Here is a 12,869-nt window from a genome sequence, read left to right on the forward strand (position 1 = left end):
TGGATTGGTTAGAAATATCTTTCGGGGAGATTGCGAATGTGGCATTTCGACCCTAACCGGCCTATCGAGTTTCTCCAATCCGGCCATTCAGTAAAATACAGATTCCGCGAGTTCTAGCGCTACAAAGCGGTCGTTTATTATTTCTATAAACCAGTCTTCCAAATGACGACTGTTTTGAGGAACCGGATGATAGGTTCAAATAAAAAGCCCCTCAAAAGCGGGCCTTCAATTTTTCATTTGGCATCACTAATACGGTGATATTGCTGAATTATAGCGCTGGCGAGGTATTAATCAGAGGTTCCTTTACAATGGGGTTCACTTCAACTATAGTCCAGACCGCACTTAAGTAGTTTAAGTAGTGGAAAAAGTAATCTATACCAAAACGAGTAAAATCAAATGGTTAGTTTTATTTCAAGGATAACTTTACCCAGTATTTTTCTTCTGGCAAGTTTTACTGCCAATGCTCAAGAAAACAAACCGATTGCCATACCTGAAGGTTTTAAAAGTATGGCAGTCTATTTTATGGATGGTCAGTACGATCTTGCAAGTCCAAATCAAGACATACCTAATTGCCAAAATTTATTTTGCTTTGGAACATACTGGTTCGAAACCATCATGGGCTTAACTCCAAAGCAAATAGACGAAGAAGAAGCGGCAGCAAAGACTTTTTTCTTAAAAAGATTTGGAATAAATGTCGATAGTGCTACAGCTAACGGTAAAGCTTTCTTTTCTCCCTTTTCTACTGATCCAAGAGCCAATTATCGTGCCCATATTCTTGATAAATATAATATTCATAAGTTGGGTTGGGAAGTACATGACGGCGGTTTTCTGCTTATTTTGCAAGCTAAAACTGAGCTTGGTGGTGATTGGACAGGTATTACCGTTCCAGGAGGAACCATGGTGGTGTTTGGTGGCTATGCAATCCAACCGAGCAGTCTCAAGGAAATTCGCGGCACTAAAGTTCTAATAAACAAAGGAGAGCCTATTGTTATTCGGTATCAATCTGGTGAACCCATCCTTCCCACAGGTTCAAGCGGGTCGATTTTTTTTCGATGCGAAATTACGTCTAGCCCTTGGGGACCTGGAAAAGCACAAGGCGTTGGCGGTTCTGTTCCCGTTGCTGACGGTTTAGCACCAAAAAGTATTATGAAGTTGAACACACGTAATGTACTTACCTTTTCAGGCTCTGACGGTGCCGGAAATTATGATGGTGTTTACAATGACCCAAGCGTCGTTTTCGGTACTCGATAAATTGCGTGAGAACCGAGGAACTTCTGATTTATAACCCGCGAGTGATATTATTCAGCACATACCCATATTCGAGATGACGCAAATGGAACAGTATCAAAAGCCCGGTTTGAGCTATGCCAAATACACCAACTAAGGCAAACTCTCGCGGCGCGAAAGGTTTCTGAACTATCTCGAAGGACTCTTGCCGTGATCAGAAAGTGCGCAGCCAGCGGATGCCTGAAACTAATGCTACCCGGATCGCGATGCGCTGATCTATACCGAAGACATCCCCTGGCGTAACCGCGCCGAATTTCCGCAAGGCCGCGAACAAGTGGGGTAATCCTTGCGACGCTATTGGGTCAAAGAATTCGGCTATCGATTGATTAAGGAATTGTGGGTTTTCCCGATCAACGGCTTTCGGTGCACTTTGCCTACGAATGGCGCGACGATTCCGGCCAGCGATTCCGCAGTTACGATAATCAGAATTAGGAATTCACCCCACAAGGCTTCATACAGCGGCGCTTTGCCAGCATCAACGATTTGCCGATCAAATTAGAACAGCGTTTGTTCCACTGGTCTTTGGGTCGTAGACTCGACGATCATGCCAGTTTGGACTGCAGGTTGTACCGACAGCTTGGCATCCTTATAAAATCTTGGCGGGATTGCCCGCGGCATTTGTAACTGGAATGCTCGCGGGAGAAACTAAGATTTAACGTGCTTTGGGCATTTAAACCGAACAGTTAAGCATTTTTAACAGATATCTGTAACGTCGTTCATTGGCGAGGTACTAGGCAATTTCGAAAAAACCAACCCATCATGAACTTACGATGTTGCTTATCACCATGACTTACCATTGATTTCTCGATTACAGAATATTTTTTGTAAGGTTTGATCCTCTCCTAACGACTTAGAACATATAGTCGACCCAATCCAGGAGATTTCTCATGCTCACCAGCATTTTATTTATCAGCGTCTGCTTTCTGGCCTATGCCAATGGTGCCAATGATAACTTCAAGGGTGTGGCGAGTTTGTTCGGTAGCGGCACCGCGAACTTTCGGCAGGCTCTGACTTGGGGAACGCTAACGACATTGGCCGGTTCGATTTCCGCGCTGTTTTTAGCACAGACTTTGCTGGTCAAGTTTTCCGGTAAAGGCTTGGCACCGGACGAATTGATACACACTTTACCGTTCATGATTGCCGTCGCGGGTGGCGCTGGAATGACGGTGATTCTAGCGACTCGTTATGGCTTTCCGATTTCAACGACTCACGCTTTATTAGGCGCCATGGCGGGTAGCACCCTATTAGCGACATCCGGTAATCTCAGTCTGGCACCGTTGCTGAACAACTTCGTACTGCCATTGCTATTGAGTCCGTTTGTGGCGTTATTATCTGCGGGCTTGTTGTATCGAGGTCTGAGCATTTGGCATAACCACAGACAACTAACTAATGACCTGTGTTTATGCATTGAAAATCCGGAAAGTATGGCGTTGGTCAGTAACGTCAATATGACCCTGGCAATCGATTCAGCAATCGTTCCGTCTTTAAGCCTTGATCGTCACGAGGTTTGCGCTGAGCGAGAATCTAGCCTGGTTTTGGGGTTTAATCTTGAGCGCCTTCGAGATGGGCTGCATTTTTGCAGCGCCGGCGCAGTTTGTTTTGCGCGCGGCCTGAACGACACACCGAAAATTGCCGCCTTGTTATTGCTGGCTCCCGGTTTTGATTTGCATTGGATCATTATTCTGGTTGCTACGGCGATGATGTTGGGTGGAGTGTTCAATGCCCGACGGGTAGCGGAAACCATGAGTCATAAAATCACTACCATCACGCATGGACAGGGCTTATCGGCTAATCTGGTTACGGCACTGTTAGTCATTTTTGCCAGCAAACTTGGTATGCCGGTTTCCACCACCCATGTTTCGGTAGGTTCATTATTTGGCATTGGTTTGGTCAGCGGCAAGGCCAATTCAGAAGTGATCACGTCAATTGCCTTATCCTGGTTGCTGACCTTGCCGTGTGCGGCTATTTGTTCGGCAGCAATCACACTCTGCCTTAACATCAAACTTTAAAAGTCAAAAAACAAGAAACAGCATGAAGATCGGTTTTGAGTTTAGTCGAACTACTCGTTTATAACCGGGCTAAGGCTTACGATGAAGCAACAAACCGACCCAGTGGAAATATGTCGATAAAATATTTGAGAGAAATGATTGGTGAGACGCTAGGTACTTTTGTATTGGTCTTGTTCGGCTGTGGATCTGTTGCTGTTTCGGTTTTATTTAATGCACATCAAGGATTAATGCAGATTGCCTTAGTCTGGGGAATAGCCGTGACCCTGGCTATTTACCTGACCCGGCATTTATCCTGTGCGCATCTTAACCCTGCCGTCAGTGTAGCAATGGTCTTCGGTGGACGGATGCCGATTGCCCGATTACCGATTTATATAATCAGTCAATTTGTCGGAGCCGTTACAGCGGGATTGGTCATTTACGGGCTGTTCTCGCCATCAATTGCGGCTTATGAAACAGCTCATGGCATCATTCGAGGCACTGCTGACTCTATCAAAACCGCTATGCTATTTGGTGAGTACTACCTCAGTCCGGGCAGTACAGCTGTCGTATCCATGCACTTGGCATTGATTGCGGAAGCCTTTGGGACATTGTTGTTAGTATTGATGATATTCGCCTTAACCGAAGGCTGTAACGTTGGCCGGCCGGATGACGGGTTGGCTCCAGTTTTCATCGGTTTGACTGTAACCTCTATCATCTGCCTAATTGCTCCGCTCACTCAAGCCGGATTAAACCCCGCACGGGACTTTGGGCCGCGCATGGTCGCCTTTTTAATGGGGTGGAATGATGCCGCGTTCCCGGATCAAGACGGTGGCTTTTTTTTCGTCTACATAGTCGGTCCTTTGTTGGGTGGTATTGTCGCTGCCGTTTTTGTTGTGCGTATCCTCGAGCCAGCCATGAAAACTCCACCCTGCTGTTCGTGAACACGATACGCCAAAATAATTACATCAATCTTCCTATTTTCTATATACAGACATTACCACTTGAGGTATCCCAATGACTAGCTCTATCGAAATCAACGAATCCGTCCAGAACTACTATGGCCAGGTATTGAAATCAAGTAACGATCTGAAAACCAGCGCCTGTTGTAGCATTGATGCTATGCCCGGTTATTTGAAAATCCTGTTGGCCGGCTTACACCCTGAGGTATTGGAACGTTTTTACGGTTGCGGCTCACCTTTACCACCGGCCCTAGAAGGTAAAACTGTATTGGATTTGGGGTGTGGCACCGGTCGGGACTGTTATCTGCTGTCGAACTTGGTCGGCCCTACCGGGCGAGTAATTGGCGTCGACATGACACCTGAACAACTGGAAGTGGCTGTGCGCCATCGTGAATGGCATGCAGAGCAATTCGGCTTCGCTAATGTCGAGTTTTTGCACGGGCATATCGAAAATCTGCACACCGTGGGCATAGCCGATAACAGCATCGACGTCGTGGTATCCAATTGTGTGATCAACCTTTCACCGGAAAAGCCTCGTGTATTGGCGGAAATATTTCGAGTATTAAAGCCAGGTGGTGAACTGTATTTTTCCGATGTATTCGCCGACCGCCGTATCCCCGTCGAATTACGTCAAGATCCGGTCTTGCTGGGCGAATGCCTGGGCGGCGCGCTATATTGGGAGGACTTCCGGCGCATATTGCAGGACTTGGGGTGCCCAGACGTCCGTCGGGCTAAACACAACCCGATCAGCATTGACGACCCGGAAGTATTCGCAAAAATCGGTATGGTTAAATTCGAGTCTGTCACGGTGCGGGCCTTCAAAATGGCTTTGGAGGATCGTTGCGAAGACTTCGGCCAAGTCGCCGTCTATTTGGGCACCATTGATCAACATCCACACAGCTTTGATTTAGATGATCACCACCATTTCGAGACCGGCAGACCATTAAGAGTATGCGGCAACACTGCCGACATGCTCGCGCTCAGTCGCTACGGTGATCACTTTCAAGTCCTCGGCGATAAGTTGCGTCATTTTGGTTTATTCGATTGCGCCCCCGGACCTGGCAATCCTGGTATCTCGGCTGATAGCGCATGCTGTTGAGTGAGGAGATAAGCACACCCGTTCCATTGAGCGAAACCCTACTGGTCGAGCATCGACCGATGCTGCTTCGCTATGCCTTGCTTCAACTCAAAGACACCGAACTGGCAGACGACGCGGTGCAAGAAACGTTGCTGGCTGCCTGGCAATCTTCTGCGAGTTTCGCAGGGAAGGCTAGCTTACGCACTTGGCTAATTGGAATTTTGAAAAACAAAATTGCTGATCATTGGCGACGCAACAGCCGTGAAGTCGACCTCTACAGTTTTGATCAAGACTACAGCAATACAGATGAAGGCGATGAGGGTGAGTTTTTCACGAGCAACGGTCTTTGGATTGGTTGCCCTACAACTTGGAACGATCCCGAAGCGGCACTCAAGCAACAAGAATTCTGGACCATTTACGAAATGTGCCAGAACAATCTGCCGCCGAAAATGGCAAAAGTGTTCATGTTGCGCGAAATCGTGGGTCTGGAAACAGAAGAAGTCTGCCGGGAAACAGGCTTAAGCGACGCCAATTACTGGGTCACCATGCACCGAGCCCGTTTGCGGCTGCGTGAATGCCTGGAAGTTCGGTGGTTTAATCAAACGAACGTTAAAAAGGAGAATAGTAATGCGTAGCTGTCGGAACATTACTTCCCTGATATCTCAGGGTTTAGACAAAAAGCTCGGCTTAGGCGAACGACTGACGGTAAGAGTGCATTTAATGATGTGTTCCCGGTGTCGAAACTTCAAGACTCAATCACAATTCATTCGCAAAACTGCACAGACATATACTCAGCATATCCAAGATCTAGCTAAGAGAAAATCTTAATCGCCTTATCATGCTTGTTTACATTACTTATATTTATTCAGTTGCTGCTTGGCTATGGATAATTTTTTGAGACTACTCACAGCAGGGTAAACATGAAAATATTCTGGTGGGTATTTTTAACCATACCCACACTGATTAAGGTGGCAGTCGCTGATAACAAATTGCCTATCGGCGAATTCAGCCGCAATACGCTGGAGGGCTGGGAGCAGAAAAGTTTCAAAGGCGAAACCATATATGGCTTACAAGCTATCGATGGCGTGTCGGTATTGACTGCCGATAGTCGTGCCGCCGGTTCGGGCATGTTCAAGGAAAAGCGTATCGATTTGGAACAAACCCCTTTCCTGAACTGGTCGTGGCGCATCGGCAATCGTTTGACCGGCTTGAACGAACAAAGCAAACCCGGCGACGATTATGCTGCGCGGGTGTATGTGGTAGTCAAAGGCGGTCTGGCATTTTGGCAAACTAAGGCCATCAATTATGTCTGGGCCGGCAACACTAAAAAGGATACCGTTTGGCCCAATGCCTTTGCCGGTGATCATGCGATGATGTTGGCTTTACGTGGGCCGGAAGCCTCACTGAACGTTTGGCAAACCGAAAAACGCAATGTCCGGGACGATTTCAAGAAACTATTCGGTGAAGACATCACCGCTATCGATGCCGTCGCCATCATGACCGATACCGACAACGGTGGCGGTCAAGCTGCTGCCGCTTATGGCGACATCTGGTTTTCCAAGGATTAAGCATGTACGACTCCAAACCTCTGCTGATTAATAGTGACTTTCCGGCCCTACTCCGCAAGCCGCTGGAAGTGTTGCAAGTCAATCTCGGCTATCTGTGCAATCTGAGTTGTGTGCATTGCCATGTTAACGCCGGTCCCAAACGCACCGAGATGATGAGTCGCGAAACCGTTGATCAGGTGTTGGCGTTGACCGAAGCCGCTAACATTCACACGCTGGATTTGACTGGCGGCGCACCGGAAATGCATCCGCAGTTTTTGTATCTGGTTCGCACGGCCCGGCAATTGGGTATTAAAGTCATCGACAGATGCAATCTGACCATTTTGGAAGACCCACGCTATCGATTTTTGGCTGATTTTCTAGCGGAACATAGGGTAGAGATCGTTGCTTCCTTACCATGCTATTTGCAAGAAAATGTTGATAAGCAGCGCGGCAAAGGTGTGTTCAAAGACAGTCTGGCGGCCTTGCAGCGCCTGAATCGACTGGGTTATGGTCAATTGGATAGTGGGTTGGAGTTGAATTTGGTTTTTAATCCGCAAGATGCCGTGTTGCCGCCCGACCAGCAGCAACTGGAACAAGCTTACAAACAGCACTTACAGCAGCATTACGGCATCGTTTTCAACCGCCTGTTTGCCATCGCCAATATGCCGATTCAGCGCTTTGGCAGCAGCTTGATCAGCCATGGCCGCTTCGACTCCTATCTCGCGTTATTAAAAGACAGTTTTCGCGCCGACAATCTTGAAAACCTGATGTGCCTAAATACCCTCAGCATTGACTGGCAAGGGTATGTCTATGACTGCGATTTCAACCAGATGCTGGATTTGCCATTGGGTGCCGTAGCCAAACCCAAAGTAAATATTAGCGAGTTGCAGTTGGAACAACTCAAAAACGCACCAATTGCCACCGCCGCCCATTGTTACGGTTGCACTGCCGGTCAAGGCAGCAGCTGCGGCGGGGCTTTGCTCTGACTTTGGCCTTATCCGGGCTTAAGCAAACCATACAAAAGTGCTTGCTTGGCTGTCCTACGCATGACATTAAACGAGCAACTATTTAAATAATATAACCTTAATAGCATATTTTGAACGAATCGCATGGATTTATGCGCACTGATTTTTGCCATACAGCGCGCTCCAAATCTACATTTTTGTTAGAGGTGATCCTGGATGGTTAAGTGGAGGGGTTGCAAAGACGCAGTAGGAAGTTGCTTTGCAAAATTACTTGATCTGCATCGCACGGCCATCAGACTTGGCATATACCGCCGCTCCGGCAAGATCGCCTTTGTCGTCGGCACTCTGTTGAATCTGATCAATCAACCACAAGCCGTGCTCGGCTTACTGTTTTTGGATTACCCGGCAATGCAAGGACTCGATGTGATCAGGGCGTTATTAACCTATAGCGTGCCTTTTCTGGTGGCTACTTATGGCGCTTTAACCGCGCTTACTCTTCATCAGCGGACAGACTCGTAGCGAGTCATTCAATTCAACTAAGGCTCCGCAACCTATTCCCTTAACGCCATACAGGAACGACAGGCAAACACGACTAACAGGCGAGCCCAATAGTATTTAAGGAACTTAGATGTTTACCCAGAAAACCTGCAAACACCCTCCGAAGCCTTGCCTATTCAGAATCGGCAGGTCGGTATGAAAACCTCCAGACTTTTTTTATTGCTGGGTGTTGCCGCATTGATAGCGACTTTTTTTGCCCTGGATTTACAGTACTATCTGACGCTGGAAAATTTAAAAGCCCAACAGATCGGCATCACTTATTACCGTCTGGCTCACCCAATGCTAGCGTCGGCACTGTATGCCGCGCTTTATATCGCGGTCACTGCGCTGTCATTACCGGGGGCGACGATATTGACCCTGGCCGGCGGCGCGGTGTTCGGTTTGGTATGGGGTACGCTGATTGTCTCGTTTGCTTCTACCATCGGCGCAACTCTGGCATTTCTGGCAGCGCGATTTTTGTTGCGCGACTGGGTCATATCGCGATTTAGCAACCGATTACAAGTCATTGATGAGGGCGTGAGCCGCGACGGCGCCTTTTATTTGTTTACCTTGCGATTGGTGCCGTTGTTTCCGTTTTTCATGATCAATCTGGCAATGGGTTTGACGCCGATCAAGACCAGGACGTTTTACTGGATCAGTCAGGTCGGCATGCTGGCAGGCACCGTGGTTTATGTTAATGCCGGCACCCAGTTGGCGAAAATCGATTCGCTCTCTGCTATTCTGTCTCCAGCTTTGCTCGGTTCGTTTGCCTTGCTCGGTCTGTTTCCTTTGGTGACCAAGAAAATGCTCGAATTTTTCAAACAACGCAAAATTTATGCGAACTGGCCTAAACCGAACCACTTCGACAACAATCTGATTGTCATCGGTGCCGGAGCTGGCGGTTTGGTGTCGGCCTATATCGCTGCTGCTGTGAAAGCCAAAGTGACGTTGATCGAAAAACACAAAATGGGAGGCGATTGCCTTAACACCGGTTGCGTCCCATCCAAGGCGCTGATCCGTTCGGCCAAGTTGCTGTCTCATATCAAACGTGCTGGAGAGTTTGGTATCGCCAAAGCCGAGGCTGAATTTGATTTCGCCGCCTTGATGGAACGGGTGCAACAGGTGATCAAAACCGTAGCGCCGCACGACTCCACCGAACGCTATACCGAGCTGGGCGTGGAAATTATTGAAGGCTCGGCCAAAATCGTTTCGCCCTGGGCGGTGGAAGTCACGACAGTCGACGGCGTTAAAACCATCACCAGCCGCGCTATAGTCATCGCCGCCGGCGCCCGGCCCTTAGTTCCGGCGATTCCCGGACTGGCAAACATCGATTATCTGACTTCTGATAACATCTGGAATTTAAGCTACTTACCCAAGCGCTTGCTGGTGCTGGGCGGCGGTCCGATAGGCTGCGAGTTGACGCAAACCTTCGCCCGCTTGGGCAGTCAAGTCACGCATGTGGAAATGGCCCCGCGCCTTATGCTGCGGGAAGACTCGGAAGTGTCGTACATTGTCCAGGCCAGCTTCGAAGCAGAAGGCGTCGACGTCAAAGTCAATCACACAGCCAAGGAATTCATCGTCGAAGACGGCGAACACATTATGTTGGCCGAGCATGATGGGCAAATCGTCAAAATCGCCTTCGACAAAGTGTTGATCGCCATCGGTCGTGCCGCCAATGTGCAAGGTTACGGCGTCGAAGAACTGGGTATTGCCTTGTCGCCGCGCAACACCCTGGAAATCAACCCGTTCCAACAAACCAATTACCCGAGTATTTTCGCCGTCGGCGACGTGGCGGGGCCGTATCAATTTACCCACACCGCCGCACATCAGGCTTGGTATGCGGCGGTCAACGCCTTGTTCGGTCAATTCAAGAAATTCCGTACCGATTATTCGGTGATTCCCTGGTCAACCTTTACCGATCCTGAAGTAGCCCGAGTTGGCTTGAATGAACAGGACGCGCAAGCGCAAAATGTCGCTTATGAAGTCTCAACCTACGGCCTCGACGACCTGGATCGGGCGATTGCCGACGGGGAGGCGCACGGCTTTGTCAAAGTGCTGACTGTGCCCGGCAAGGATAAGATTCTCGGCGTGACCATCGTCGGTGAGCATGCCGGGGATTTGCTGGCCGAGTTCGTGCTGGCAATGAAACACGGTATTGGTTTGAATAAAATCCTCGGCACCATTCATATCTATCCGACCCTGGCCGAAGCCAATAAATACGTAGCGGGGGTCTGGAAGCGCAATCATGCGCCCAAGGTTTTACTGGCATGGCTGGGCCGTTATCATACTTGGCGGCGTAAGGTTTGAGGGACAAATTCAAGACATGACTTACCAAATGAGTATCGTCATCCCAGTTCTCAATGAGGCCGGACAACTCCCTGCTAAATTACATGCCTTGCAAGGTCTACGTGATCGTTGCCAACTGCTTCTGGTTGATGGCGGCAGTCACGACGATAGCCCGGAAATGGCCAAGCCATTGGTCGATAAGGTCATACTTAGTTCTCGCGGTCGGGCTACACAAATGAATGCAGGTGCTTTGCAAGCTGATGCTGAGATTCTGCTGTTTTTACATGCCGATACTCGATTGCCGGAAAACGGGATTGATTTGATTAGCCAAGCCATAGCTGAAGGTTTCCACTGGGGACGTTTCGATGTGGCATTCGACACCCCTAACCCCATCTTCAAACTAATCGCCTTCATGATGAATCAGCGCTCGCGGCTGACCGGCATTGCAACCGGTGACCAAGCTTTGTTTATGACCCTACCAGCATTTGCAGCTGTGGGAGGATTTCCGCAGATTGCGTTGATGGAAGATATTGCTGTCAGTGAGAAACTGAAAAAACTCGGTAAACCCTGTTGTTTGAAGGCCAAAGTGCTGACTTCGGCACGGCGCTGGCAACAGTACGGACTATTCAAAACCATCCTGCTAATGTGGTGGCTGCGTTTAGCGTATTTTTTCGGTGCCGATCCCGAAGATCTGGCCATGCGTTATTACAGGAGGCGGTGATGGAAGCTATGCTTAGCTTTGGCGTGTTTATCGGCATTTTGTTGGCGATGTTGAGTTGGGAATTGCTAAGTCCAACGCGACGTTTGAGTATGTCTCGCCGTCAACGTTGGACCATAAATCTCGGTTTGGCGGCGTTGAATGCCGGTGTGATGCGCATCAGCATCGGTGCGGCAGCCTGGCTGGCGGCGAACTGGGCCCGCGACCAACAGCTTGGCCTGTTTAACAACTTACCCGTACCTGATTGGCTAAACATTTCGCTAACCCTGCTTTTCCTGGATTTGGCGATTTACGCGCAACATGTCGCGGCCCATCGTTGGCAATGGTTCTGGCGTCTGCATCAAGTCCATCACAGCGACCTTGATTTCGACACCACCACCGCCGTGCGCTTTCATCCCTTAGAGATCATGCTGTCCATGGCTTACAAAGTATTGCTGGTGATGGCACTCGGTGCCGATCCTCTGGCCGTCATCGCATTCGAAATCATCCTGAATAGCTGCGCATTGTTCAATCACGGTAATCTCAGCCTGCCGCCGCTTTTCGAGCGGATGCTGCGTTATCTATTGGTCACGCCTGACATGCACCGGATTCATCATTCCACCCGGCAACAGGAAACCGACAGCAATTTTGGCTTTTCCTTGTCTTGCTGGGACCGCCTGTTCAAGACCTACTGTCATCGATCACAGCAACCGCAATCCGAGATGACTATTGGTTTGAACGGATTTCGCGACCGACAAGCACTGGGTTTCTTCCAGTTATTAGCCATGCCGTTTCGACCTCTGTACAAACGCTGAACCATGGTTTATCAGTTTCCCGACAGCGTACTGCAGATTTTTTGCAAGGCACCGATTCCGGGCCAGGTTAAAACCCGGCTACAACCAGCATTAAATGCCGAGCAGGCTGCCAATGCACATCGGCAGCTGGCTAAAATGACATTGGATAGAGCTGTTCAACAACCGTTGTGTCCGGTTGAGCTTTACTGTGCTCCCGACGCTAACCATGATTTTTTTCAGGACTGCGCGCGCGTTTACCCAATCACACTTCAAGAACAGTACGGAATCGATTTAGGAACTCGTATGCACCTCGCACTTGATTCCGGTTTCTGCCGATATCGATATGCCTTACTGATGGGCTGCGATTGTCCAAGTCTTTCCTTTAACGATATCCATCAAGCTTTTATGAAGTTGCACGAAGGTCACGATGTTGTTGTCGCTCCGGCGGAAGATGGTGGTTATGTGATGATCGGTCTAAATTCTGTTCAGCCAACCTTATTCAGCAATATGGTCTGGAGCAATTCCCAGGTTATGGCGAACACCCGGCGCAGAGCCAAGAAGAGTGGACTGAGCATGTATGAGTTGGCTATGCAATGGGACGTCGATACTTACCAAGATTGGCAACGTTATCTTGAAGTTATTCAACTGAAGCAGCAATCCAAAAAAACGGGCCAAAGCAGTTTTAACCACTAAAGCCCGCTTTCATGACAAACGATTTTTGATCAGCTAAC

General features: G+C 48.9%; 15 protein-coding genes. All 15 read left to right on the forward strand.

What is annotated here, in order from left to right:
- Positions 1-396 precede the first annotated feature (396 nt).
- Positions 397-1,251, forward strand: a complete 855-nt coding sequence (locus tag EBA_RS15740; RefSeq protein ID WP_192375586.1) for a hypothetical protein — start codon at positions 397-399, stop codon at positions 1,249-1,251.
- Positions 1,252-1,516: 265 nt separating this feature from the next.
- Entirely contained in the window at positions 1,517-1,570 is a 54-nt protein-coding gene (locus tag EBA_RS24615; RefSeq protein WP_267874709.1) for a hypothetical protein, read from the forward strand.
- Between the two features lie 80 nt (positions 1,571-1,650).
- A complete protein-coding gene (locus tag EBA_RS24620) occupies positions 1,651-1,719 on the forward strand; it encodes a hypothetical protein (RefSeq protein ID WP_267874710.1) in 69 nt (22 codons plus the stop codon).
- Between the two features lie 455 nt (positions 1,720-2,174).
- Complete coding sequence (locus EBA_RS15750; RefSeq protein WP_192375587.1) at positions 2,175-3,296, forward strand: inorganic phosphate transporter; 1,122 nt, start codon at positions 2,175-2,177, stop codon at positions 3,294-3,296.
- Positions 3,297-3,331: 35 nt separating this feature from the next.
- Positions 3,332-4,216: an MIP/aquaporin family protein gene (locus EBA_RS15755; protein WP_223146695.1), complete on the forward strand. Its 885-nt coding sequence runs from the start codon at positions 3,332-3,334 to the stop codon at positions 4,214-4,216.
- 73 nt (positions 4,217-4,289) lie between these two features.
- On the forward strand, positions 4,290-5,333 hold the full coding sequence (locus EBA_RS15760; protein ID WP_192375588.1) for a methyltransferase domain-containing protein: 1,044 nt from the start codon (positions 4,290-4,292) through the stop codon (positions 5,331-5,333).
- Positions 5,334-5,359: 26 nt separating this feature from the next.
- Complete coding sequence (locus EBA_RS15765; protein ID WP_225616333.1) at positions 5,360-5,947, forward strand: sigma-70 family RNA polymerase sigma factor; 588 nt, start codon at positions 5,360-5,362, stop codon at positions 5,945-5,947.
- Positions 5,940-6,140, forward strand: a complete 201-nt coding sequence (locus tag EBA_RS15770; RefSeq protein WP_192375590.1) for a zf-HC2 domain-containing protein — start codon at positions 5,940-5,942, stop codon at positions 6,138-6,140. The genes EBA_RS15765 and EBA_RS15770 overlap by 8 nt, the downstream gene beginning before the upstream one ends.
- Positions 6,141-6,232: 92 nt before the next feature.
- On the forward strand, positions 6,233-6,880 hold the full coding sequence (locus tag EBA_RS15775; protein ID WP_192375591.1) for a DUF3047 domain-containing protein: 648 nt from the start codon (positions 6,233-6,235) through the stop codon (positions 6,878-6,880).
- Positions 6,881-6,882: 2 nt separating this feature from the next.
- On the forward strand, positions 6,883-7,845 hold the full coding sequence (gene arsS, locus EBA_RS15780; protein WP_192375592.1) for an arsenosugar biosynthesis radical SAM (seleno)protein ArsS: 963 nt from the start codon (positions 6,883-6,885) through the stop codon (positions 7,843-7,845).
- Between the two features lie 195 nt (positions 7,846-8,040).
- Positions 8,041-8,343: a nitrate/nitrite transporter NrtS gene (gene nrtS, locus EBA_RS15785; RefSeq protein WP_192375593.1), complete on the forward strand. Its 303-nt coding sequence runs from the start codon at positions 8,041-8,043 to the stop codon at positions 8,341-8,343.
- A 174-nt stretch (positions 8,344-8,517) separates the two neighbouring features.
- A complete protein-coding gene (locus tag EBA_RS15790; protein WP_192375594.1) occupies positions 8,518-10,668 on the forward strand; it encodes an FAD-dependent oxidoreductase in 2,151 nt (716 codons plus the stop codon).
- Between the two features lie 16 nt (positions 10,669-10,684).
- Positions 10,685-11,368, forward strand: coding sequence for a TIGR04283 family arsenosugar biosynthesis glycosyltransferase (locus EBA_RS15795; RefSeq protein ID WP_192375595.1), 684 nt, complete (start codon positions 10,685-10,687; stop codon positions 11,366-11,368).
- Entirely contained in the window at positions 11,368-12,159 is a 792-nt protein-coding gene (locus EBA_RS15800; RefSeq protein ID WP_192375596.1) for a sterol desaturase family protein, read from the forward strand. Before EBA_RS15795 ends, EBA_RS15800 begins: the two co-directional genes overlap by 1 nt.
- A gap of 3 nt (positions 12,160-12,162) precedes the next feature.
- A complete protein-coding gene (locus tag EBA_RS15805; RefSeq protein ID WP_192375597.1) occupies positions 12,163-12,831 on the forward strand; it encodes a TIGR04282 family arsenosugar biosynthesis glycosyltransferase in 669 nt (222 codons plus the stop codon).
- Positions 12,832-12,869 lie beyond the last annotated feature (38 nt).

The organism is Methylomonas albis (assembly GCF_014850955.1).
Taxonomy (GTDB): Bacteria; Pseudomonadota; Gammaproteobacteria; order Methylococcales; family Methylomonadaceae; genus Methylomonas; species Methylomonas albis.

What these genes read in the sequence shown, in the direction of transcription:
- EBA_RS15740 (WP_192375586.1), top strand. Translation starts at nt 397, where the DNA reads ATGGTTAGTTTTATTTCAAGGATAACTTTACCCAGTATTTTTCTTCTG.
- EBA_RS15750 (WP_192375587.1), top strand. Translation starts at nt 2,175, where the DNA reads ATGCTCACCAGCATTTTATTTATCAGCGTCTGCTTTCTGGCCTATGCC.
- EBA_RS15760 (WP_192375588.1), top strand. Translation starts at nt 4,290, where the DNA reads ATGACTAGCTCTATCGAAATCAACGAATCCGTCCAGAACTACTATGGC.
- EBA_RS15770 (WP_192375590.1), top strand. Translation starts at nt 5,940, where the DNA reads ATGCGTAGCTGTCGGAACATTACTTCCCTGATATCTCAGGGTTTAGAC.
- EBA_RS15775 (WP_192375591.1), top strand. Translation starts at nt 6,233, where the DNA reads ATGAAAATATTCTGGTGGGTATTTTTAACCATACCCACACTGATTAAG.
- arsS (WP_192375592.1), top strand. Translation starts at nt 6,883, where the DNA reads ATGTACGACTCCAAACCTCTGCTGATTAATAGTGACTTTCCGGCCCTA.
- nrtS (WP_192375593.1), top strand. Translation starts at nt 8,041, where the DNA reads ATGGTTAAGTGGAGGGGTTGCAAAGACGCAGTAGGAAGTTGCTTTGCA.
- EBA_RS15790 (WP_192375594.1), top strand. Translation starts at nt 8,518, where the DNA reads ATGAAAACCTCCAGACTTTTTTTATTGCTGGGTGTTGCCGCATTGATA.
- EBA_RS15795 (WP_192375595.1), top strand. Translation starts at nt 10,685, where the DNA reads ATGACTTACCAAATGAGTATCGTCATCCCAGTTCTCAATGAGGCCGGA.
- EBA_RS15800 (WP_192375596.1), top strand. Translation starts at nt 11,368, where the DNA reads ATGGAAGCTATGCTTAGCTTTGGCGTGTTTATCGGCATTTTGTTGGCG.
- EBA_RS15805 (WP_192375597.1), top strand. Translation starts at nt 12,163, where the DNA reads ATGGTTTATCAGTTTCCCGACAGCGTACTGCAGATTTTTTGCAAGGCA.